Here is a 21,342-nt window from a genome sequence, read left to right on the forward strand (position 1 = left end):
CTGCCGGACGGCGGACAGGCGTCCGCTGATCCTGCCCCGCTCCAAATTGGGGCTGCATACGATGCGCGAGCGCTTCGTTGGCAGCGCCGACGCTGCCGCCACGGGCAGCGAAGGGTCCGTGGACATAAGCGCCTGAACGTTCGACAATCGTCGAGTAGTCACCCAGGTACCGGCAACGCCCATACCCCCGTCAGTTGTCCAGGAAAGGAGCGCGCCATGGCGACGCTGTCCCATTCAAGCGGTACGACAATCGACGAGATTGCGGACCGCATCTATCGCATCTCCACCCCGGTCGAGATCCCCGGCGGCGGATTCTCTTTCAACCAGTATCTGATCAACGACGATGCGCCGCTGCTGTTCCACACCGGCTTGCGCAAGCTGTTTCCCGTCGTCAGCGCGGCGGTCGGGCGGATCCTGCCGATCGATCGCTTGCGTTATATCGGGTTCTCGCATTTCGAGTCCGACGAATGCGGGGCGCTCAATGACTTTCTAGCCGCCGCGCCGCATGCGGAGGCGCTTTGCGGGCGGGTCGCGACCATGGTGTCGGTGGGCGACTTTGCCGACAGGCCGCCCCGCGCGCTGGACGATGGCGAGACGCTGTCCCTCGGGCAGCATCGCGTGCACTGGCTCGATACGCCGCATCTGCCGCACGCGTGGGAATGCGGGTTCCTGATGGAGACCGAATCGGCCACGCTGCTCTGCGGCGACCTGTTCACCCAGGGCGGTTCGCATAATCCTGCGCTCACGGAGTCCGACATCCTGGAACCCAGCGAGGCTTTCCGCCGCCAGATGGACTATTTTTCACACACCAGGAACGCCCGCGCAATGCTGGAACGGCTTGCGGCCTTGCAGCCGACGACGCTGGCCTGCATGCACGGCAGCGCGTGGCACGGCGATGGCGCGGCCCTGTTGCGCGCGCTGGCCGACAGCGTGGAACGGGATCAGGCGCCGCACTGAAGGGGCTTCAAATCAGCACGCATACGATGAACATCACCCAGCGCCTGAAGCAGTGGGCCAGGAAAACCAAGCGAGACGGCGTCACCCTGTGGTTTGCCGGCAGGCATCCCCTGACGCCCTGGTATGCCAAGGCCTTGGGAGTGCTTGTCGTCGCCTACGCGCTGAGCCCCATCGATCTGATACCCGACTTCATCCCGGTGCTGGGCTACGTCGATGACGTCCTGCTGTTGCCCGCCTTCATCTGGCTGAGCATCAGGCTCCTGCCGCCCGACGTGCTGCTGGAATGCAGGGGCCAGGCGGACGAGTGGATGGATACCCGCCGCGCAAAGCCGCGCAGCTGGGTTGGGGCCGCGCTGATCGTGGCGATTTGGGTGATTGTGGCGGCGTTGGCTTGGCGTTACTACCATCGAGTGTGACGCCCCCGGGCCGCGCCGGCGCACCTTATGAAAATGCGTCAGGCACCCTTCTAGCATTCATGACGACTCGTATTCTCCAGTTGGCCGTTCAGCAGGGTCGAACGGATAGGGATCAATCAGTGCCGACACGGTCGGGTCTAGTTTCGGTTTGCGAAGATAGCTACGCCAACTTTCGCTAGCTTGTTGCAGGTTGATTTCGGAGTTCACCGGCAGTTGCCGGCATGCGTCCATGCGCCCTTCGATAACGTGTTTTTCACGGATAAAGGACGCCAATTGTTCTTCATCGAAAGAGCGAGCAAGATACGGATAATTAATTTCCAGCTCGGCTTTGCCGTGACGTTCCAACTCCGAGTTGACCCTACCGAACAGCCTGTCTATCCGTCCCACCCGCTGCTCGTTATCACCCGGCGTCCACGCTATTCCATAGTGATGCACCTTACGGCACTGCAGATGCAGGTTCACCCCCTCCTGGAGTACCGATGTGGCAACCAGCACATTAGGATAGAACGGCGAGTTAAAACCCTGTATCAGCCGCTGTCGATCCTTGACCGCGCCACTGGCATAAAACGCAGGACTGGTTAGTCCAGCCAGTTTGTGCCAATCCTGGCGGTCCTCATCCGGGACGTTCTCGCACAACACCTCGAAAGTCTCCAGCGCCGCGCGGAAATAGGCGAAAGCGAGCGAACCTTTCAAAGACCGGCCGAGATAATCCAAGAACGCCAGATACCGTTGCTGCACATCCCCGTTAACACCGCGCCGGCGGAACTCCACATACTTGCAGTACAGGTCCACCATCACCGGACTTGCGAACAAGAAGCCGTTCTTCAGATAGCGGCTGAAGCTTTCCGCCTGACTCCCATTTTGCGCAAGCCGTTCTATGCGCTCTTGATCGGCCGGCTCCAATAAGCAATACATCCGCCCCCATAGAGTGGGCATGGGCTTATCGAAGTCCATCTTCGAATCTGGAATCACACTGACACTTTGCCTTGCATCGACGCCACGAGCTTCAAGTGCGGCAGCCGCATACTCCTCACGCGTCCTATCACCCGAATGCCTTCGGTAGTGATAGTTGTAGGTCCCCATTCGATAGTCGCGGGCTGGCTCGAGCAGAAGCGAAAAAAGACTCTCCGGCTTGCGCAGGCGCAGGCTGAATTTCGAACAGTCCGTAGTGCGATGGGATCCCGACTTCTTGACCACGAAAAGGTTAGCTACGTGCGAATGGACGTCGGCGTCGGAATCGACGTGATCGTCTGACACGGGATCATCGCCTTCGGCCAGAGCCGCATCGTCATCCTGCCCGCTGTCCGCAAAGAGTCTATTGAATACTTCACGTGACCAGTGGCTTCTTTCCCACTTTTCCAGGAGACCCGTCTTGTCATCCGGTGCCAGCGCTCTCACGATTCTGGACGCCATCTGTCTGTCATAGGATGCATTCACGCGCTTTGCGATCTCCCGAACCGAAGGAATTCGCCGCACGAAAACCAGATGCTTCAGTTCGTGGACATCAACATCCGTTCGGAAAATATCTGCGGTTACACAGGCGCGCAACAGACGGTCGTACTTGGGATGCGCTGGCAGGCCTCCCAAGCTGTCATGCATCCGGGCAAGCCGCCGCAGGATTTCGGTGTCAGGCGCGCCCTGAAAATCCCTTTTGGCGCCGTCCTCTTCCGTCTCCTGCTCAGCCTCCGGAGCCGCCACTTGAAATGACTCAAAGCCCTCCAGATAGCCATAGAGGAACCGCCGGCCATCCTTTACCTGCTGCTGGACCAGCAGCTTCTGGTACAGAGCAAAGAACAATTCGGCCGCAGAATCATCCCCGAAATCCGCGGTCAACGCCTGCTCGTGACGGTAGCCGTACTTGTCGTAGCTTCCATCCCGGCCCTTCATGCGGCGCAGGCGGCGCAACGCGTACTTTTTCAGGAGCGACTCGGGCGGGGCATTACCCACCTCGGCCACATAGCCCAGGATCGCCGATACGTCCGCCATGCAAGCATGGCTTGGCGTCGCCGTCATCAGCAGAGCCCGTTCGCCCAGTCGATCTTGAGATGGGCCGAAAAACTCACGCGCTGCTCTTGCCCGCTGGGACTTCCCCTTGGCATTGCGGAAATAATGCGCTTCGTCCACCACCACCAAATCGAAGCCCCGTCCATTCAACGCGGATTTCAATCGGCCGTGGACTGCCGCAGCCGCATCGGCGGCGCCTTTCAGCTTATCGAAACCTTCTTCGCTTTCGTTACGTACCAATCCGCTCAGCGAATGGATCGTGGTAATGAAGAATTGGTGAGTCCCAGCTTCAACGGCTTCGGCCAGCTCATTCAGGGACCAGGCCAACCGGGCTTCATGCATTGGTTCACCGTCAGCTACGCGGCGGATGACGTCGTCAAACTGGCGATAGTGCGTTCGAACGAATTTTGCATGCTCGCGCTGCCAGTGACGGCAGATGTCTCTGTTTGGAGCCATCACCAATACACGAGCGGTAGGTCTGACTTTCCAAAGCAACGCCATTACGCCTAGGGCCTGCAGGGTTTTTCCCATGCCCACTTCGTCAGCCAGGAGCGCCGCGTGATGCTTTCCCAACTTATTCCACAAGCCTGCCACACCCTCCGCTTGACGTGCCGGCATCGAGTGATCGCTCTCGCGATACACCCAATCCGCGCTTTCGCGGTCGAAGGTGATCCAGCGGGACACGCGCTCGGGCGTCAAGGCTCCCCAACGGTCAGCGACCATAGCCACAGGCCTCCCTAAGTTGACGCATGTAAGCACCGTTGCTCCGGATCTCTTGCGGCAGCCGCACGCCTCGTTTGTTCGGTTTCAGGCTGTCCCATTTCGCGCTCTTCGGCGATGCCTTCCGTTCGTACTTGGCTCGAGTGCGGTCATACGCCACCAATGCCAGCGCATAAAGGGAATCCGCCTCCTGCAGGAGCATCCACCTGAACACCGCACTACCTACGGACGCCGCAACCTGCTCATTCACCTTACACACCAGTTCCTGCAAGCTGCCAGGCATCACGAACAGCAGCCTTTCGAGGTCAGGCCTCGAATTCGATTCGCGCAGCCGCTGGCCGAATTTCTCGAAAGCGTGGAACAGGCGGAAATAGCTCAGCCCCTCCCCACTTACCCCAAGCGGCAATGGCGCAGGTCTGTCGTCAGGCAAGTCAACATTCCTGAGTATGGTGCGAAGACCGGACGTGCCGCTGGAGCCTGACTCGATCCCATTGACCAGATCATTCAGCAAGTCTTTCAGGGAGTCGTACCCCTGGGCTCGCCGATGAGCTTGTCCGGTTTCGATTACCAGTCCACGGTAGGCCACGGCGCCATCGCACCAGACCTGGTAGCTATGGTCAGCCAACAGCGCTTCATTGTCCGCAAGCTCAAGCGTGATGGGTTCCAAAGGCAGGGCCCCGTTAATTCGCCGAGCCTTCCACTCCAGCTTCAGCGGTCTTTTCACCCCCGGCAAGCGCAGCGTATAGCCTACGGCCGCGATATCTTCCTGCAGCCATCCCTGCACTTCATAGCGCCCCTGTTCCCAATCAAAGTGCACATGCAACTCGAACGGGAGCAGATAGGGCGGCAGTTCAAGTTCTTCTTCCTCCAGCATCTCCTCGTCGCTGAAGTCTTTCTTGCTCAACTTCAACGGCAGCCCTGCGACCTCCGTTCCAGGCGGCACATTGAGCAGGATGCCGGCTTCCACGTTGCGCAAATCGAAGCTCGCACTCCCTCGGCTGGTGCAGTTCCACGAACCCACAGCCAGGCAAGCCTGACGCCCCGACGCCAACCAGAGTTTGGCGTGAGTCATCTCGATCGCATCGCCACGTGGCAACGGGCGGTCGTGGAATACCAGTTCGTCGTTGTCCAGCATCCCTTGAATTCCATCGGACCATGGCGTCCGCAAATGCCGGTTTCCCACTCTATCGGGAACGATGGAGAAATTCAGGTCTCCACCACCCAACTCCCGAATTTTCGCGAGCAGCGCCGCCAAGTCTCGCGAGAAGTACGGCGACCACACCGTCAGTCGCTCAGCGTGAGTGTTCGCCAGCAAGGCCTGCAGGAAACTCTGCCGCTCGAAACTATGCACAAAACGCCAAGCCGCATCTTTACCGTGGAATCGCCGGCGCACGCCCAAGAGCGGTTCCCCGCTTACGCCAGCAGCCGCGAGAAGAGGTTCGAAAAACCGTTTGATCTGCTGATATTGGTCGTTGCTGCTGACCTGACGAAAAATAAATACTTCCTGGTTGCGCCCCCACCCGCTTACGGTCAGGTTGGCGCTGCCCGTCCCCAGCACCATGCGGCCATGTTCATCCTCCAGAAAAATAACCTTGGGATGAAACAATGACTCTTTGTCAAAGTCTTCCCGCCCAAACCACTGCGGCAGTACTCCATGCACCAGCAGCGCTGTGCGTTTGAGTTGATCGGCCTCCATCATTCGAAGGTCGCAAAATATGCGCAGATCGACGCCGCTCTCGGCCATCAACAATTGCATATTTTCGAAGTCCATCCGGTTGACAGGCGTGTCGGCCTCTAGCAACACGGGAAGCACATGGGTCTCGAAGAAGGGAAGGCTCAAGTTAAATGTCGTAAACCAGGCTCGCCTCAGTTTCCCAAGCGTCTTCACTTGCTGACGCAACGCATCGAGTAGTTTCATGCTGCCCCCCGAAGCCCGGAGAGCAGGTGACGAAACTGCGGCACGTAGTAATGGTTTACCCAGCTCCCAACCGGGCGCCTTTCCTTTACCGGCAACGCGCGCGTGCGCACGTCCACTTTAAGTTGTTGACCGCTGAGTATCCTCAGCCATGGCGATTGTTCGCGGGTTGCCATCACCTTATCGTGATACTTGAGAAGACCTTCTACCTGTTGGCGCAATTCGAGGCTTCGGGCCAAGGTCAACAACTCGCTCAACCTCTCGGCAGCGGTGCCCGCGAGTTGCTCGCGCATCGCTGCATTTGCCAGTATGGGTGCGGCAAGATTGGGCAATGTTCTGCCATCGCGGCCTAACGCCTTCCATTTGGCAATCACCTCGTCCACAGAATGGGACTTGGCGGAGAGCATTACGTCCAGCAAAAGATCGGCTTCGGCCAGAAACGGTTCCAACACACTCACATACATCAATTTTTCCCGTCCTTCGGCATCGAGGGACCTGAAGTTGCCTGCCCGCGCGAAGACCTCATCCGTGGGCCGCCTCTCGATCTGGCCATCTGGCCGCCACTCCTGCTCAAGTTCCTGGTAAAGCGCACCCGGCGCTCCCTGATTCAGTTCCGTCACTTGAAGCCAAAAATCTCGTGCGTACGCTCCCACGGCAGCCGGGGAACGGAATGCACTGACGAACATCGACTTCAGTTTCATCGGTACATCCGAGAAATTGCGCTCGGGTTCGTGGCGAGGACCAGCGAGCAGTTCAGCCAGGTATTCGCGCGCGTGGGACAGCAAGAGCGACAGCGGCTTTGAGGCCGAGAATAATTGCGCCTGCGCTTTCTGCCACTGTGGGGCGGATTCGGGCAATGTGTAGTCGTAGTTGCCGTCGAAAAACTTCATCTGTACCAACGGCGTCTTGTACCGGCCGCTGACGCCCAGCGAGTTTTGCCGAACAAGCACGTGAGCACTTGGCCCAGGACTGAAACGCAACTGTGGCTTGCCCTGGGTTTCGTCCCAATATCGACGTGCCTTGGATATACCGAGCACGCCCGCAGTTTCCACACCCGGTTGCGATTGCGCCTCTACCATCGCATAGGCAAACACGTTTTCCAGGTGGATCAAGCAGGCTTGCTTGAAAGCTGGCGAGTCCTTGCCGCGGCCGGCAAAGGCCTTGTCCTGCAGCACGCCCCTTCCCAACACGACCGCATCGTCCTCTACCAATGCCTTCGCCACCGCATGGTTGAAAAGATTAAGCGTGTAATTTCGGACGTCGTTAGAAATCGAACTGATCCGATTTCGGAAAATCTTCTGGCCGTAGGCCGACCATATGACCAGCAATCCCAATGGGTCCAGATTTAGTTCGCTGCTGATACGTTCGTCGAATTCAGTGAGGATACCCTGCAACAACTTGGAACCTTTTATGTCGAGGTAACAGCGCTCCGCCCTTGGCGCTTGGCTGGGCGACGGTAAGTTCACTCAGTACATGGCGCGCCGGCACATGATTGGATCCATCGCAGAGCATGTATCTGAACGAAACATTATCGTACATTATAAATAGGGACGCCCTAAAGCGATTGTTATGAGAGTTTTTGCGCGGCGCGCGGAAACAATGAATTGAAGGGGCGCGCGGCGGACTATTTGGATCCTGATACCCCCCCAAAGATTGCCGACGAGTTCCGCAAGCGACAAACCCCAGCCTCACTTCGTCGCGATAATCACATGCGCCTGGATCTTGCCGCTGATCGCCCCCGTCCCGTAGCGGTCCGCCAGGGCCCGCGCCGCCCCCTCCGTGGCCAACTGGAGCCGGCCGGGGTCGCGCGATTCGATCTCGTTGCGCAGCGGCGTGCCCTGGCAATAGGCGGTCGCGGCCTCCAGTGCGCTGGCCGCGCGGCTGACTTCCTCGCGCGTCTCGATCTGGACGTCTTCATAGCCCGCCCGGCGCAGGTCGTCGCGGATCCGCGCGATGTCGTAGTAGCCGTGCGGCGTGCGGGCGATGAACAGCGGAGGGTCTTGCGGGAAGACCGCGGCGACGGCGTCGGCGACCACGGCCGCGAAGTCGTTTTCCTGGACGCTGTCCCAGACGCTGAAGACGAAGCGCCCGCCGGACCGCAGGACGCGGCGCGCCTCGGCATAGGCGCCGATACGGTCAGGAAAGAACATCGCGCCGAACTGGCAGCACACGACGTCGAAGGTGTCGTCGTCAAACGGCAGGTGCTGCGCGTCCGCCTGCCGCCATTCGACGCTGCTGCCAGCGCCCTGGCGGCCGGCGGCATAGTCGAGCATGGGCTGGTTGAGGTCTGTCGCCACATAGCGCGCGCCGGTGCCCAGCCGGGGCGCCAGCACTCGCGTGACCGCGCCGCTGCCGGCCGCGGTTTCCAGCACCGCGCGCGGCGAAAATCCCGCGACGCGTTCCGCCATGCCGGCGGCGTAGGACGCGAAGATCATGGGAACCATCAGGGTGTCGTACAGCTTGGGAATCGAACCTGTGAATGCCTTATCGATGTCGGCCATGGTGCTGCTCCTTGGAGGCCCGTGCCTGCGTCGGCGGATCGGCGGCCCGCGCGCCGTCGGTCCTGCCGCGGCGCGGGGGAGGCACCGGGGAGCTGGATGGTTCTTCGATCCAGGCCCCATCGCCAATAGCTTAGCGCCGACGCCGGTCGCCTACACTACCCGCATCCCCCTCCCTTCCGACCCCATGTCCCACCGCCCGGAACCGAACGCCCGGCCTCCCGCCGGCGCATTGCTGGACCCGGCCCTGCTGCGCCGCCTGCTGCGCGCCAAGGACCGCATGGATGCCGCCTCGCACGAGGCCTGGCCTGTCAGCCGGCTTGCCGAGGTCAGCGGCGTGTCGCAGGCCTACTTTGCGCGCTCGTTCAAGCGGGCTTTCGGCCTTCCGCCCCACCGCTATCTGCTGACGCGGCGCATCGAGCGGGCCGCCGCGCTGCTGCGCGATACGGACCTGAGCATCACGGACATTGCGTATGCGACGGGCTGGGAAAGCCTGGGCACCTTCGGACGCATCTTCCATGACATCACGGGCCGCAGTCCGGGCGTGCTGCGCGCCGAGGCGCGGGCGGATCCGGCGCCGGCCGCGAGCATCCCCGCCTGCGTGTTGAAGGCGGCGCAGCGCCCGGACCTGGCCATGGCAGTTTTGGAGAAGCGGCGCCGGCTGGCTAACGCTACATTGCCGCCACGGACCAACCAGGAGGAATCATGAACGAAGGGATCAATGTCGCAGGCGTGTACGTGAATGACCAGGACGAGGCGCTGGCGTTCTACGTGGACAAGCTGGGCTTCCGGGTGCACACGGACGTGCGCAACGGGCCCTATCGCTGGCTGACGGTGCAGCATCCGGAGCAGCCGTCGTTTCAGCTGGGTCTGTTCACGCCCGGCCCGCCCATCCATGACGACGCCACGGCGCAGACCTTGCGCGCCATGGTGGCCAAGGGCGCGATGCCGCCCCTGGTGCTGTCGGTGGCCGACTGCCGCGCCAGCTACGCCCGGCTGAAGGCGCTGGGCGTGGAATTCACGCAAGAGCCGGTGGAGCGCTACGGCAGCGTGGACGCGGGTTTCCGCGATCCGGCCGGCAATGGGTGGAAGATGATCCAGGCCCCGCAAGCCACGCGCTGACCCCCGCGCCGTGCGCAGCCCCGGGAGCCAGGACGGGGCCGCCAGGCGGCCCCGGCATGCCAGGCGCCCCTACTCCACCTTGGCGCCCGACTTCTGCACGACTTCCGCCCAGCGCGGGATTTCCGTAGCCATCAGGTCGCGCAGCTGCTCGGGCGTGCTGCCCACCAGCTCCATGCCCATGGTCTTGCCCAGCTTTTCCTGGACGTCGGGCTCTTTGACGATCTGCGCGATCTCGGCGGCCAGCTTGTCCAGGATGGGTTTGGGCGTGCCCTTGGGCGCATAAACGGCCTGCCAGGACGCCATCTGGAAGCCCGGCACGCCGGCTTCCTGCATCGTGGGCACGTCCGGCGCAAGCGCGATGCGGTCCTTGGTGGTCACGGCCAGCAGCTTGAGCTTGCCGGTCTGCAGCAGCGGCAGGGCCGCGGTCATCTGGTCGAACATGAACGTCACGGCGCCCGACGAGACGTCAACCATGGCGGGCGGCGTGCCCTTGTAGGGCACATGCGTGAGCGGCACGCCGATCATGCCGGCGAACAGCTCGCCGGCCAGGTGCGTGGACGTGCCCGCGCCCGACGACGCGAAGGTGCGCTTGGTGGGATCGCGCTTGAGCAGCGCGATAAGGTCGGCCACCGAGTTCACGCCCAGGTTGGGGTCCACCAGCAGCACGTTGGGCAGGTAGGCGATCAGCGACACGGGCTCGAAATCCTTGACCGGGTCGTACTTCAGGTTCTTGTACAGGCTGGCGTTGATGGCATGCGTGCTGATCGTGCCGCCGAACAGCGTGTAGCCGTCGGGCGCGGCCTTGGCCACGTAGGTGGCGCCGATGCCGCCGGCGGCGCCCGGCTTGTTCTCCACGATGACGTTCTGGTGCAGGCGGTCGCCCAGCTTCTGGGCCAGCACCCGGCCCACCACGTCGGTCGAGCCGCCCACGGTGAACGGCACCACATAGGAAATCGGCTTCTGCGTCGGCCAGTCGGCCGCGCTGGCGGGCAAGGCCAGCGCGCCGAGGACGGCGCCGGCCAAGAGCGCGGCCAGCGCGCCGCGTCGTTGCGTATTCATGGTTGTCTCCTGCCTTTTATAGGTCTGTATGGGTTGCCGGCCGCGCCGGCGGCAAGGCTCAGCGGCCCTGTTCTTTGCGCCAGGCGGCGAACTTGTCCTTGGTGGCGGGATCCGTCGGCGGGTACAGCCCCAGGATGGACGCACCCGCCTGCACCTGGCTGGTCACGAAGTCTTCGAAGGCGGTCATTTCCACGGCTTCGATCGAGATTTCGTCGGCCAGGTGCGCCGGGATCACCACCACGCCCTCGCGGTCGCCCACGACGATGTCGCCGGGCCACACCGCCACATCGCCGCAGCCGATGGGCGCGTTGATGTCCAGCGCCTGGTGCAGCGTCAGGTTCGTGGGCGCGGACGGACGCTGGTGATAGGCGGGAAAGCCCAGCTCGGCGATCTCCGGCGAATCGCGAAAGCCCCCGTCCGTCACCACGCCGGCCACCCCGCGCTTCATCAGGCGCGTGACCAGGATGGACCCGGCCGAAGCCGCGCGGGCGTCCTTGCGGCTGTCCATCACCAGCACCGCGCCTTCCGGGCAGGTCTCGACGGCGACGCGCTGGGGATGCGAGCGATCCTCGAACACCTTGATGGTGTTCAGGTCTTCGCGCGCGGGGATGTAGCGCAGGGTGAAGGCGGGGCCGACCATGTTGGGCAGGCCGGCGTTCAGCGGACGCACGTCCTGGATGAACTGGTTGCGCAGGCCGCGCTTGAACAAGGCGGTGCACAGCGTGGCGGTGCTGATGCCGGCCAGGCGGGCGCGGGTTTCGGGATTCATTTGGGACACGATGGCTCCGGGGAATGTGGACGTGAAAGAACGAGGTTCAGAAGATGGCGGGCTCGGGCACGGGTGCGCCGAATTCCGTTTCCAGGAAGTCGAAATCGCAGCCGTCGTTGGCCTGCAGGATGTGCCTGGAATACATCCAGCCGTAGCCGCGCTCATAGCGCCGGGGCGGCGGCGTCCAGGCGGCGCGGCGGGCGGCCAGTTCCTCGTCGCTGACGTTCAGGTTGATGCTGCGCGCAGGCACGTCCACGGTGATCATGTCGCCCGTCTTCACCAGCGCCAGCGGGCCGCCAATGTAGCTTTCCGGGGCCACGTGCAGGATGCAGGCGCCGTAGCTGGTGCCGCTCATGCGGGCGTCGGACAGGCGCAGCATGTCGCGCACGCCCTGCTTCACCAGCTTGGTCGGGATGGGCAGCATGCCCCATTCCGGCATGCCCGGCCCGCCCTGCGGGCCGGCGTTGCGCAGGATCATGATGTGGTCGGCGGTGACGTCCAGGTTTTCGTCCTCGACCGCGGCCTTCATGCTGGGGTAGTCGTCGAACACCAGCGCCGGCCCGGTGTGCCGCAGATACTGCGGCGCGCACGCGCTGGGCTTGATCACGCAGCCGTCGGGCGCGATATTGCCGCGCAGCACGGCCAGCGCGCCTTCGTCGTAGATGGCGGTGTCCAGCTTGCGGATCACGTCGTCGTTGTAGACCTCGGCGCCGGCGATGTTTTCGCCCAGCGTCTTGCCGGTGACCGTCATGGCCGACAGGTCCAGGTGGCCCTGCAGCCGCGACATCAGCGCCGGCAGGCCCCCGGCGTAGTAGAAATCTTCCATCAGGTAGGTGTCGCCGCTGGGCCGGATGTTGGCGATGACGGGCACCTTGCGGCTGGCGGCGTCGAAGTCGTCCAGCCCGACCGCGCAGCCGGCGCGGCGCGACATCGCGACCAGGTGGATGATGGCGTTGGTGGAACAGCCCATGGCCATGGCGACGTTGATGGCGTTCTTGAACGACGCCAGGCTCAGGATGCGCTGCGGCGTCAGGTCGTCCCAGACCATGTCCACGACGCGCCGCCCGCATTCGGCCGACATGCGCATGTGGTTGACGTCGGCCGCGGGAATCGACGAAGCGCCCGGCAGGGTCATGCCGATGGCCTCGGCGATGGCCGTCATGGTGCTGGCGGTGCCCATCGTCATGCAGGTGCCGTAGCTGCGGGCGATGCCGCCCTCCACTTCGGTCCATTGTTCCTGCGTGATCTTGCCGGCGCGGCGTTCGTCCCAGAGCTTCCAGGCGTCCGAGCCGGACCCCAGGATCTTGCCCTTCCAGTTGCCGCGCAGCATGGGGCCGGCGGGCACGTAGACGCACGGCAGGCCGGCGCTGATGGCGCCCATGATGAGGCCGGGCGTGGTCTTGTCGCAGCCGCCCATCAGCACGGCGCCGTCCACCGGATGGCTGCGCAGCAGCTCCTCGGTTTCCATGGCCAGGAAGTTGCGGTACAGCATGGTGGTCGGCTTGACGAAGGATTCCGACACCGAAATGGCCGGCAGTTCCACCGGAAAGCCGCCCGCCTGGAACACGCCGCGCTTGACGTCTTCGACGCGCTGCTTGAAGTGGCTGTGACAGGGGTTCAGGTCCGACCAGGTATTGATGATGGCGATGACGGGCCGCCCGGCCCAGTCGTCCGGGCCATAGCCCATCTGCATCATGCGGGATCGGTGGCCGAAGGAACGCAGGTCGTCCTTGGCCATCCAGGCGGCGCTGCGCAGGCTTTCGTAGGAACGTTTCATGGGGATGAGAGGTGGATGCGTGGTGAGGATGAAGGCATTTAAACACTAATACATTAGTGCGTCAGCTAGGTAAAAACCCGCTACACTGCGGCTTTCGTCGTTCGTCCCCGCGTCCCCTCCCCACCGTTTCCGATGCAAAGCCCCAAGCTCCGACTGGACCGATCCCGCCACGCGGCGCCCCAGGTTTTCGAACACTTGCGACTGCAGATCGTCTCGCTGGAACTGGCCCCCGGCGCGCCCCTGTCCCGCGTGACCCTGGCCGATGCCTACGGCCTGAGCCAGACGCCCATCCGGGATGCGCTGATGCGGCTGGCCGAAGAGGCCCTGGTCGAGATCTACCCCCAGCACACCACGGTCGTCAGCCGCATCGACATCGCCGCCGCCCGCCAGGCGCACTTCCTGCGCCGCTCGCTGGAACTGGAGATCGTGCACGTGCTGGCGCAGCGGCCCGATCCGCTACTGATCCAACGCTTGCAGGCCAGCATCGACCTGCAGCGCGCCAGCCACCTCAGCGGGGAATATCAGCGTTTCATCGACGCCGACCAGGCCTTCCACCGCGACATGCACGAAGCCGCCGGCGTCGCCAGCCTGTGGGAAATGGCGCAGCGCTACAGCGGCCACCTGGACCGGCTGCGCCGCCTGCACCTGCCGGAAGCCGGCAAGGCCGAGCGCATCCTGGACGATCACCAGCGGCTGCTGGATTCGATCGCCGCGCAAGATCCGGCGCGCGCGCAGCAAGTGCTGCGCGAGCACCTTTCCGGCACGCTCAGCCAGGTCAGTGAAATCTGCAAGCGCTATCCCGAGTACGTGGTGGCCGAATAGCCGCAGCCCCGCCCCGGGCTTTTGCCAGACTCAATCCAGCAGATAGCGCCGGATCACGGTCTTGCCGTCCCGCTCGCCCAGCGACAGCAGGGCGTCGCCCGTCTGGTCCAGGCCCAGCAGCCCGCGCTCCTGCTCGTGCGACAGCTGGAACGGGTTCCAGGTCTTGCCCGAGTCGCGGGTGTAGAAATACGTCGTGGTGTACTCGTTGCCCGAGAACATGTGGTCCGCGTAGGTCTTGATGACCCAGGCATTGGGGCCGAACCAGGCCTGGGCGATCCACGAGCGCGCGCCGCGCACCGTGGGCGACACCGAGCGCTCGATCCAGTCCATTCCGGCCTTGTCCAGTTCGTAGATGGCGTTGTCGGCCGTCTCGAACACGGGCTGGTCGCGCGCCACCAGGGCGCGGGAATCCTGCACGGGCACGGGCGCGACGTCCGGCGTGATGCGGAAGGCGGGCGATGCCCCTTCCTGGAACTGCACCTCGAAACGCCGGGTCTCGATCACTTCGGGCTTGTCCGAGCCAAGGGGCCGGACCCGCGTGCGCCAGCTCCAGCCCACGGCCCGTCGTTCGTCCAGCGGGTACAGGGACCAGCCGTAGCCCAGCTGCTCGTCGCCATAGACCTTGCGGTCCCGCTCCGCTGACTCGGCGAATCCGCGCTCGAACGCCGCCGAATCCGGCCACACCTGCTCTTTGAGCAAGGTTGCCGCCCAGCGTTGGCCGCCGTCGCAGCTGTGCAGCAACCGCATCCCGGTGTCATGCCTTTCCAGCGCGACGGCCAGCTGCGGCGTGAGAAACGCCGTGTGCTGCTGCGGCAGGCCCAGCGTCACGTCGGGATCGTAGTTCCAGGTCGTTCCAAGATCATCGGAACGCAACGTATCCCAGGCGGCCGGCTGATCGCCGTCGCCCGCGTTGCGCAGGGTGCTGGTAACGAGGTAGAGGGTTTCGCCCCCCGGCGTGCCGATCAGGGTCACGCCGGTGTCGCCGCTGATGGAGCCCAGCAGTTCGAACACGCCGGTGCCCCGGCCCCCATAAATGAGATTGCGCGTATCGGTGGTGGACCGGCCGGTCTGGAGCATCGTCAGGGCCAGATCATCGTAGCCATGCGCCAGCGCCGTGATGGCGCCCGTCTGCGCCAGGCGCAGGCGCTGCTTCAGCAGGCGTTCCTTCAGGGCCGGAACCTGCGTATCCAGCACCGGCGCCCGGGCCAGGCCTTCGACGTCCTTGGCCGTGACCAGCAATTGGCCCGTCAGCAACTGGCGTTCGCCGTAGCGCTGGATGGCCACGCGCGAATACGAGGCGAGCGCGGGACCGATGAGTTCGCCCACGACCTCGCTGCGGGCAAGGGGTTCACCCATCGGGATGATCTGATAGATCCCATGGCCGAGGACACCGGCGGCGGCAATCGCAAGGCCTCCGGCCAGCAGTCTGATGGTCATGGGTCTAGGGATCCCAGGCGTGAACGCCAGCACCCGTTGCCAGCCGTTTATGGAACGGACGGAACTATAGCGCGTCGCGCCCGGTTCTCTATACTGACGTAACGCATGCTCACGTCTTGACCAGACGCCCTGCCCCCTTCCAAGCTGCAACCACGGAACCCACCCATGACCGCAAGGCACGCAAAAGCCCTACTCGCCCTGGCCCTGATTGCCACGGCGGGCGGCAGCCCTTTGGCCCAGATCGCCACATCGATCGGCCCGAACTGGGTGCCGGTGGATCCCCAGGCCATGCCCGGCGTGTTCTATGACCAGAATTCGATCCTGCCCGTATCCGAGCGTCCGACGGTAATGGGGGTCACGGTGGCGTGGTTCTACGCGCAGCCGCGGGTGTCCGAGGCCAACGGCCAGCCCTACGGTTCCGTCACCCAGCCCATTACGCTGAACTGCGGCGCCAATACCTATACCGTCACCGAAGTCCGCCACCATGCCGGCAACGACGCCACCGGCGCGATCGTGGAATCGGTGCCGGTGCCGGGCATACGCAATGCGCCCGTCACCCGCGATCCGGTGCAGCGCAGGCTGCGCGACCTGATCTGCCCGGCCGAAGGGAAAAGCGCCCGCAAGTAGATGCGCCATTCCTTCCCGCAGTCAAGGGTGGCGCCGTCCGCCTTGCGGCGGCGCCCGGGGTTCGCCTGAGCGGCGCGGCTATACCTGCGCCAGCGCCTGTTCCAGATCGGCGATCAGGTCGTCGATGTGTTCGATGCCGATGGACAGCCGCACGGTTTCCTCGCGCACGCCGGCCTTCTGCAGTTCCTCGGCATTGAGCTGGCGGTGCGTGGTGGACGCGGGGTGCGTCGCCAGCGACTTGGAATCGCCGATGTTGACCAGGCGCGTGAAGAGCTGCAGCGCGTCCTGGAAGCGCGCGCCGGCCTCGCGGCCGCCCTTCACGCCGAAGGTGAACAGGCCCGGAACCTTGCCGCCCAAATACTTCTTGGCCAGCGCGTGATCGGGGTGGTTCGGCAGGCCGGCGTAGTTGACCCACTCCACCTTCGGATGTTCGCGCAGGTAGCCGGCGATCTTGACCGCGTTCTCGACGATGCGGTCCACGCGCAGCGCAAGGGTTTCGATGCCTTGCAGGATCTGGAACGAGTTGAACGGGGAAATGGCCGCGCCGGTATTGCGCAGCGGCACCACGCGCGCGCGGCCGATGTAGGCGGCCGGGCCGAAGGCTTCGGTGTAGACGACGCCGTGATAGCTGACGTCCGGCTCGTTCAGGCGCTTGAAGCGGGCCTTGTGCTCGGCCCACGGGAACTTGCCCGAATCGATGATGGCGCCGCCCAGGCTGGTGCCGTGGCCGCCCAGGTACTTGGTTAGCGACTGCACCACGATGTCGGCGCCGTGCTCGATGGGACGCAGCAGGTACGGCGACGGCACGGTGTTGTCGACGATCAGCGGCAAGCCATGGCGATGCGCCACGTCGGCCAGCGCGGCGATGTCGGTGATGTTGCCCAGCGGATTGCCGACGGATTCGGCGAAGATGGCCTTGGTGCGGTCGTCGATCTGCGCTTCGAAGGCGGCCAGGTCGGCGGGATCGGCGAAGCGCGTGGTGATGCCGTATTGCGGCAGCGTGTGGGCGAACAGGTTGTAGGTGCCGCCGTACAGCGTGCTGGACGAAATGATGTTGTCGCCGGCTTCGGCGATGGTCAGGATGGCGTAGGTCACGGCGGACTGGCCCGAGGCCAGCGCCAGCGCGGCGATCCCGCCTTCCAGGGCCGCCACGCGCTGTTCCAGCACGTCGGTCGTGGGATTCATGATGCGGGTGTAGATGTTGCCCGCCACCTTCAGGTCGAAGAGGTCGGCGCCGTGCTGCGTGTCGTCGAACGCGTAGGCGACCGTCTGGTAGATGGGCACCGCGACCGCGCGCGTGGTCGGGTCGGGGCGGTAGCCGCCGTGGACGGCCACGGTTTCAAGGCGCCAGTTGGGCTTCTTCGCTTCAGTCATGAGTCTCTCCGGATAATGCGTTTTTCAAGGGTTCAGATCAGGCGGCAAACGCGCGCGCGGCGCGCAGGATGCGTTCGATGTCTGCATGATTGTTATAGGCGCCGACCGACAGGCGCACGTAACCATACTCCACAATGCTGGCCACCACGCCCGCGCCGGCCAGGTGCGCCAGCGCGGCGGCAGGATCGGCCACGCGCAGCGCCGTCGTCGTGCTGCGCGCCTCGTCGCCGGGCGGCGACACAACCTGCGCGCCCTGCGCGCGCAGCCCGTCGCTCAGCGCCTGCGACAGCTCCAGCACCCAGGGCTCGATGCGCTCGGGCCGGGCCTGTTCGATCAGGTCCAGCGCGCCCGCCCAGCCGGCGATGCCCGGATAGTTGAGATTGCCGGTTTCGAGCCGGCGCGCGTCCCCGGCGTCGGACACGCCCACCTGCCATTGCAGGCCGGACTTGTCCAGCGTGGTCACGCCCGACGGGCCGATATGCAGCGGATCCAGCGCGTCCAGCAGCCTCGGCGACACATGCAGCAGGCCCACGCCCAGCGGCCCCAGCATGCCTTTGTGCGCGCCGCAGGCGAACGCGTCGACATGCCACTCGTCGACCCTGGCGCGCAGCAGGCCCGCGCCCTGGATGCCGTCGACGACCAGCCAGATGCCGCGCTCGGCGCAGCGGCGGCCCAGTTCTTGAATGTCGGTGCGCAGGCCGGTGCCGTACTGGACCCACGACACGGCGACAAGGCGGGTGCGCGCATCCACGTGCTGCCACAGGTCGTCCACCGTGTAGCGGTGCGCGCGCGCCTGCGCCACGCGCACCTGCACGCCGCGGCGGCGCAGGTTCAGCCAGGGCAAGGCATTGGTGGGATGTTCCTGGTCGTCGACGACCAGGTTGTCGCCCTCTTGCCAGGCCAGGCCCTGGGCCACGGTGTTCAGGCCTTCCGTGGTGTTCTTGGTGAAGGCCAACCGGCGCGCGTCGCCGCCGATCAGGCGGGCTAGCCGCTGGCGCAAGGCGTCGGCGTCGCGCAGCCATTGCGGCTTGTCGCTGCGTGCATGCGTGATGCCGTCGAAGAATTCCGCGACCGCGCCGGCCACCCTGGGCGACAGCGGGCTGGTGTACGCGATGTTGGCGTACGCCTTGTCCCGCGTGATGGGAAACAACTGCCTGAATTCTTCCTGCCAGCTCATGCGCAACCTTGTTCGTCAGACCACTTTGGTATGCGGGCATTCTAGGTATATGACGCGCGTCTGGATAAGGCTTAGTTTTTATATTGATATGACCATATAGTCGCTCGGGAAACGGCGCCTGCCCCATAGAATTCGTGCCTCTCTTGGCCCACAACGAATACGGGAACAGCATGCGTTTGACTCATCTACTCAAGGCCGCGGGCTTTGCCGCCGCGCTGGCGGCCGCCGGCGTTTCGCACGCGGGCACGGTCGACACCATCAAGAAGCGCGGCGAACTGGTGTGCGGCGTCAGCCAGGGTTCGGCCGGCCTGTCGATTGCCGACAAGCAGGGCCGCTGGACCGGCCTGGACGCGGACCTCTGCCGCGCGCTGGCCGCCGCGGTGCTGGGCGATCCCGAGAAGACGCGCTTCGTCCCGCTCAGTTCGCAGCAGCGCTTTCCCGCCCTGCAGTCCGGCGAGATCGACGTACTCAACCGCAACACCACCATCACTTCGGGCCGCGACGCGGGGCTGGGGATCGTGTCGGCCGGCATCGTGTTCTACGACGGCCAGGGCTTCCTGGTGCCGCGCAAGCTGGGCGTGAAAAGCGCCGCCGAACTCGACAACGCGCAGGTCTGCGTGCAGCCGGGCACGGTCAACGAACAGAACCTGGTCGACTACTTCAAGAAGAACAAGCTGTCGTACCGCCCGGTCGTCATCGAGAACCTCGTTGAACTTGAGCAGGCCTTCTACGCGGGACGCTGCGACGTCTACCTGTCGGATGCGTCCACGCTGGCAGCCAGCCGCGCCGCGCGCGCCAGCCAGCCCGACGACTTCGTGATCCTGCCAGAGCGGATCAACAAGTCGCCGCTGGGCCCCTTCGTGCGCCAGGACGATCCCAACTGGACCGCCATCGTGCGCTGGACGATCAACGCGCTGGTCGCCGCCGAGGAACTGGGCATCACGTCCGGGAATGCCGACAGCCAGGCGCAGAGCGCCGACGCGCAGGTGCGCCGCCTGCTGGGCGTGGACGCCGGCATCGGCAAGAGCTTCGGCCTGGACGAGGGCTGGGCGAAAAACGCCATCAAGGCCGTGGGCAACTACGGCGAGGTGTGGGACCGCAACCTGGGCGCGGCCACGCCGCTGAAGCTGGAGCGCGGCCTGAACGCGCAATGGAACAAGGGCGGCCTGCTGTATTCGCCGCCGTTCCAGTGATCCGCTTGCGCTGAGCGTCATCGGGCGGGCCGTCGGCCCGCCCTTCCATTTCCTGTCCGCACGTTCCCCGCACGGCCCATCATGACGGCAACCACCCTTCCCTTTCCTTCCGTCGGCCCGTGGCGGCGCTGGCTGCCCGCATTGGCCTGGACGATCGCATTGGGCGGCATGGCCGCGGTGCTCGTGCTGCACATCGAGGCCGTGCAGGCCGCGCGCGGCATCCAGGGCGGGTTCGGCTTCCTGTTCCAGCCGGCGGGCTTTCGCATTTCGGAAAGCCTGCTGAACGTCACGCCCGAAGACCCCTACTGGATGTCGATCGCGGCCGGCCTGGTCAACACGCTGACGGTCGCGTTCGTCGCGATACCGCTGGCGACCGCGCTGGGCATCGGGCTGGGCCTGCTGGGACTGTCATCGCATCCGCTGGCGGCCCGCTGCGCCGCCCTCGTCATCGCGCCGCTGCGCAACACGCCCGTGCTGCTGCAGCTCTTTGTCTGGTATGGGCTCCTGCTGCGCCTGCCGGACGTGCGCCAGGCGTGGTCGCCGCTGCCGTCCGTGCTGCTGTCCAATCGGGGGCTGGCGTTGCCGGCGCTGCACGGCTGGCTGCCCTATGCCGGCGTCGCGCTGGCCGCCGTGGCGCTGGGGTGGCGCGCCCGCCGCCGCTGGGGCAACAAGGCGCTGGCGGTGGCGCTGGCCGCCGCCGTCCTGGCCTGGAACCTGCTGCCCGCGCCGCAGGTCGATCTGCCCGTCAAGCGCGGCCTGGGCCTTGCGGGAGGCTGGCAGCCCAGCATCGAATTCGCCGCGCTGACGATCGGCCTGGTGGTCTTCCATGCGGCCTACATTGCCGACATCGTGCGCGCCGCCGTGCGTGCCGTGCCGGTGGGGCTGGTCGAAGCCGGCCAGGCCTTGGGCCTGGCGCCCTGCAAAGTGCTGCGGCTGGTGATCGCGCCCTATGCGATGCGCGTGGCGCTGCCGCCCTACGCGAACCAATGCCTGGCGTTGGTGAAGAACAGCACCCTGGCCATCGCCATCGGCTACCAGGAGCTGATGGCCGTCATCAACACCGCCATTACCCAGACCGGCCTGGCGCTCGAAGGCATTGCGCTGGCGGTGGGCGTCTACCTGACCCTGGCGCTGTGCCTGGGCGGCGGCCTGTCCGCCTGGAACGCGCGCCACACCCGCCACGGTCCCGGCGACACGCACGGCGCGCGCCTGGGCGAACGACCGCGCTGGAATGCGGCGGCCCGCGAAGCGAGTCCGTGGCGCGGCCGACTGGCGACGGCCGTCCTGGCGGCTGCGCTGGCGCTTGCGGCATGGACGCTGCTGGACTGGGCGGTGCTGCGCGCCGTCTGGCAAGGCGATCCCGCGGCGTGCGCCCGGGCCGCGGGCGCCTGCTGGGCCGCCGTGGGCGAGAACCTGCCGCTGCTGTTCTTCGGCACGATGGCCGGCCCGGACCGAGGCCCCGCGCTGGTCGCGTG

18 protein-coding genes are annotated in these 21,342 nt (G+C 64.9%); 8 read left to right on the top strand and 10 right to left on the bottom strand.

What is annotated here, in order from left to right; translation table 11 throughout:
* The first annotated feature begins 216 nt into the window (after positions 1 to 216).
* Both ABE485_RS07735 and ABE485_RS07740 read left to right on the top strand, forming a co-directional pair.
* The gene (locus ABE485_RS07735) at positions 217 to 957 is read left to right on the top strand and encodes an MBL fold metallo-hydrolase (protein ID WP_346514715.1); all 741 of its coding nucleotides are present in this window, start codon (positions 217 to 219) and stop codon (positions 955 to 957) included.
* A gap of 26 nt (positions 958 to 983) precedes the next feature.
* On the top strand, positions 984 to 1,373 hold the full coding sequence (locus ABE485_RS07740; RefSeq protein WP_346514716.1) for a YkvA family protein: 390 nt from the start codon (positions 984 to 986) through the stop codon (positions 1,371 to 1,373).
* 57 nt (positions 1,374 to 1,430) lie between these two features.
* Here the strand turns inward: ABE485_RS07740 and ABE485_RS07745 are convergent, their stop codons facing one another.
* The 4 genes from ABE485_RS07745 to ABE485_RS07760 form a co-directional block, all read right to left on the bottom strand.
* Positions 1,431 to 4,100, bottom strand: a complete 2,670-nt coding sequence (locus ABE485_RS07745) for a DEAD/DEAH box helicase family protein (protein ID WP_346514717.1) — start codon at positions 4,098 to 4,100, stop codon at positions 1,431 to 1,433.
* Positions 4,090 to 6,015, bottom strand: a complete 1,926-nt coding sequence (locus ABE485_RS07750) for a phospholipase D-like domain-containing protein (RefSeq protein WP_346514718.1) — start codon at positions 6,013 to 6,015, stop codon at positions 4,090 to 4,092. Before ABE485_RS07750 ends, ABE485_RS07745 begins: the two co-directional genes overlap by 11 nt.
* A complete protein-coding gene (locus tag ABE485_RS07755) occupies positions 6,012 to 7,409 on the bottom strand; it encodes a hypothetical protein (RefSeq protein ID WP_346514719.1) in 1,398 nt (465 codons plus the stop codon). Before ABE485_RS07755 ends, ABE485_RS07750 begins: the two co-directional genes overlap by 4 nt.
* A gap of 291 nt (positions 7,410 to 7,700) precedes the next feature.
* Positions 7,701 to 8,513: a class I SAM-dependent methyltransferase gene (locus ABE485_RS07760; protein WP_346514720.1), complete on the bottom strand. Its 813-nt coding sequence runs from the start codon at positions 8,511 to 8,513 to the stop codon at positions 7,701 to 7,703.
* Between the two features lie 184 nt (positions 8,514 to 8,697).
* Between ABE485_RS07760 and ABE485_RS07765 the strand changes: the two genes are divergently transcribed.
* Positions 8,698 to 9,219, top strand: coding sequence for a helix-turn-helix transcriptional regulator (locus tag ABE485_RS07765; RefSeq protein WP_346514721.1), 522 nt, complete (start codon positions 8,698 to 8,700; stop codon positions 9,217 to 9,219).
* On the top strand, positions 9,216 to 9,632 hold the full coding sequence (locus ABE485_RS07770) for a VOC family protein (RefSeq protein ID WP_346514722.1): 417 nt from the start codon (positions 9,216 to 9,218) through the stop codon (positions 9,630 to 9,632). The genes ABE485_RS07765 and ABE485_RS07770 overlap by 4 nt, the downstream gene beginning before the upstream one ends.
* Before the next feature lie 69 nt (positions 9,633 to 9,701).
* Here the strand turns inward: ABE485_RS07770 and ABE485_RS07775 are convergent, their stop codons facing one another.
* Genes ABE485_RS07775 through araD form a run of 3 tightly spaced genes read right to left on the bottom strand, consistent with a single transcriptional unit; the run spans position 9,702 to position 13,237 of the window.
* Positions 9,702 to 10,691 (bottom strand): Bug family tripartite tricarboxylate transporter substrate binding protein, encoded by a 990-nt coding sequence (locus ABE485_RS07775; protein ID WP_346514723.1) that lies wholly within the window; start codon positions 10,689 to 10,691, stop codon positions 9,702 to 9,704.
* A 58-nt stretch (positions 10,692 to 10,749) separates the two neighbouring features.
* A complete protein-coding gene (locus tag ABE485_RS07780) occupies positions 10,750 to 11,460 on the bottom strand; it encodes a ribonuclease activity regulator RraA (RefSeq protein ID WP_346514735.1) in 711 nt (236 codons plus the stop codon).
* A gap of 46 nt (positions 11,461 to 11,506) precedes the next feature.
* Positions 11,507 to 13,237 (bottom strand): L-arabinonate dehydratase, encoded by a 1,731-nt coding sequence (gene araD, locus ABE485_RS07785; RefSeq protein WP_346514724.1) that lies wholly within the window; start codon positions 13,235 to 13,237, stop codon positions 11,507 to 11,509.
* A 132-nt stretch (positions 13,238 to 13,369) separates the two neighbouring features.
* Between araD and ABE485_RS07790 the strand changes: the two genes are divergently transcribed.
* Entirely contained in the window at positions 13,370 to 14,059 is a 690-nt protein-coding gene (locus ABE485_RS07790) for a GntR family transcriptional regulator (RefSeq protein ID WP_346514725.1), read from the top strand.
* Between the two features lie 30 nt (positions 14,060 to 14,089).
* Here ABE485_RS07790 and ABE485_RS07795 read toward each other — a convergent pair whose 3' ends face one another.
* Positions 14,090 to 15,496 carry a hypothetical protein gene (locus tag ABE485_RS07795; RefSeq protein WP_346514726.1) on the bottom strand — a complete coding sequence of 469 codons (1,407 nt, stop codon included), beginning with the start codon at positions 15,494 to 15,496 and terminating at the stop codon, positions 14,090 to 14,092.
* Positions 15,497 to 15,661: 165 nt separating this feature from the next.
* On the opposite strand from ABE485_RS07795, the gene ABE485_RS07800 reads away from it, so the two are divergent.
* On the top strand, positions 15,662 to 16,123 hold the full coding sequence (locus ABE485_RS07800) for a surface-adhesin E family protein (RefSeq protein WP_346514727.1): 462 nt from the start codon (positions 15,662 to 15,664) through the stop codon (positions 16,121 to 16,123).
* A 78-nt stretch (positions 16,124 to 16,201) separates the two neighbouring features.
* Here ABE485_RS07800 and ABE485_RS07805 read toward each other — a convergent pair whose 3' ends face one another.
* The gene (locus ABE485_RS07805; RefSeq protein WP_346514728.1) at positions 16,202 to 17,497 is read right to left on the bottom strand and encodes an O-acetylhomoserine aminocarboxypropyltransferase/cysteine synthase family protein; all 1,296 of its coding nucleotides are present in this window, start codon (positions 17,495 to 17,497) and stop codon (positions 16,202 to 16,204) included.
* A 37-nt stretch (positions 17,498 to 17,534) separates the two neighbouring features.
* A complete protein-coding gene (locus ABE485_RS07810) occupies positions 17,535 to 18,674 on the bottom strand; it encodes an aminotransferase class V-fold PLP-dependent enzyme (RefSeq protein ID WP_346514729.1) in 1,140 nt (379 codons plus the stop codon).
* A gap of 170 nt (positions 18,675 to 18,844) precedes the next feature.
* Here ABE485_RS07810 and ABE485_RS07815 point away from each other — a divergent pair, with 170 nt between their 5' ends.
* Both ABE485_RS07815 and ABE485_RS07820 read left to right on the top strand, forming a co-directional pair.
* The gene (locus ABE485_RS07815) at positions 18,845 to 19,867 is read left to right on the top strand and encodes an amino acid ABC transporter substrate-binding protein (protein ID WP_346514730.1); all 1,023 of its coding nucleotides are present in this window, start codon (positions 18,845 to 18,847) and stop codon (positions 19,865 to 19,867) included.
* 81 nt (positions 19,868 to 19,948) lie between these two features.
* The coding region (locus ABE485_RS07820; RefSeq protein WP_346514731.1) for an ABC transporter permease subunit at positions 19,949 to 21,342 on the top strand (1,394 nt) is incomplete at its 3' end.

It is taken from the genome of Achromobacter spanius, from assembly GCF_039673305.1.
GTDB lineage: Bacteria > Pseudomonadota > Gammaproteobacteria > Burkholderiales > Burkholderiaceae_B > Achromobacter > Achromobacter spanius_F.

Excerpts from the sequence above, each read along its gene's own strand:
- ABE485_RS07800 (WP_346514727.1), top strand. The coding sequence starts at position 15,662 with ATGACCGCAAGGCACGCAAAAGCCCTACTCGCCCTGGCCCTGATTGCC.
- ABE485_RS07815 (WP_346514730.1), top strand. The coding sequence starts at position 18,845 with ATGCGTTTGACTCATCTACTCAAGGCCGCGGGCTTTGCCGCCGCGCTG.
- ABE485_RS07740 (WP_346514716.1), top strand. The coding sequence starts at position 984 with ATGAACATCACCCAGCGCCTGAAGCAGTGGGCCAGGAAAACCAAGCGA.
- ABE485_RS07780 (WP_346514735.1), bottom strand. The coding sequence starts at position 11,460 with ATGAATCCCGAAACCCGCGCCCGCCTGGCCGGCATCAGCACCGCCACG.
- ABE485_RS07790 (WP_346514725.1), top strand. The coding sequence starts at position 13,370 with ATGCAAAGCCCCAAGCTCCGACTGGACCGATCCCGCCACGCGGCGCCC.
- ABE485_RS07805 (WP_346514728.1), bottom strand. The coding sequence starts at position 17,497 with ATGACTGAAGCGAAGAAGCCCAACTGGCGCCTTGAAACCGTGGCCGTC.
- ABE485_RS07735 (WP_346514715.1), top strand. The coding sequence starts at position 217 with ATGGCGACGCTGTCCCATTCAAGCGGTACGACAATCGACGAGATTGCG.
- ABE485_RS07765 (WP_346514721.1), top strand. The coding sequence starts at position 8,698 with ATGTCCCACCGCCCGGAACCGAACGCCCGGCCTCCCGCCGGCGCATTG.
- ABE485_RS07760 (WP_346514720.1), bottom strand. The coding sequence starts at position 8,513 with ATGGCCGACATCGATAAGGCATTCACAGGTTCGATTCCCAAGCTGTAC.
- araD (WP_346514724.1), bottom strand. The coding sequence starts at position 13,237 with ATGAAACGTTCCTACGAAAGCCTGCGCAGCGCCGCCTGGATGGCCAAG.
- ABE485_RS07750 (WP_346514718.1), bottom strand. The coding sequence starts at position 6,015 with ATGAAACTACTCGATGCGTTGCGTCAGCAAGTGAAGACGCTTGGGAAA.
- ABE485_RS07795 (WP_346514726.1), bottom strand. The coding sequence starts at position 15,496 with ATGACCATCAGACTGCTGGCCGGAGGCCTTGCGATTGCCGCCGCCGGT.
- ABE485_RS07745 (WP_346514717.1), bottom strand. The coding sequence starts at position 4,100 with ATGGTCGCTGACCGTTGGGGAGCCTTGACGCCCGAGCGCGTGTCCCGC.
- ABE485_RS07810 (WP_346514729.1), bottom strand. The coding sequence starts at position 18,674 with ATGAGCTGGCAGGAAGAATTCAGGCAGTTGTTTCCCATCACGCGGGAC.
- ABE485_RS07770 (WP_346514722.1), top strand. The coding sequence starts at position 9,216 with ATGAACGAAGGGATCAATGTCGCAGGCGTGTACGTGAATGACCAGGAC.
- ABE485_RS07775 (WP_346514723.1), bottom strand. The coding sequence starts at position 10,691 with ATGAATACGCAACGACGCGGCGCGCTGGCCGCGCTCTTGGCCGGCGCC.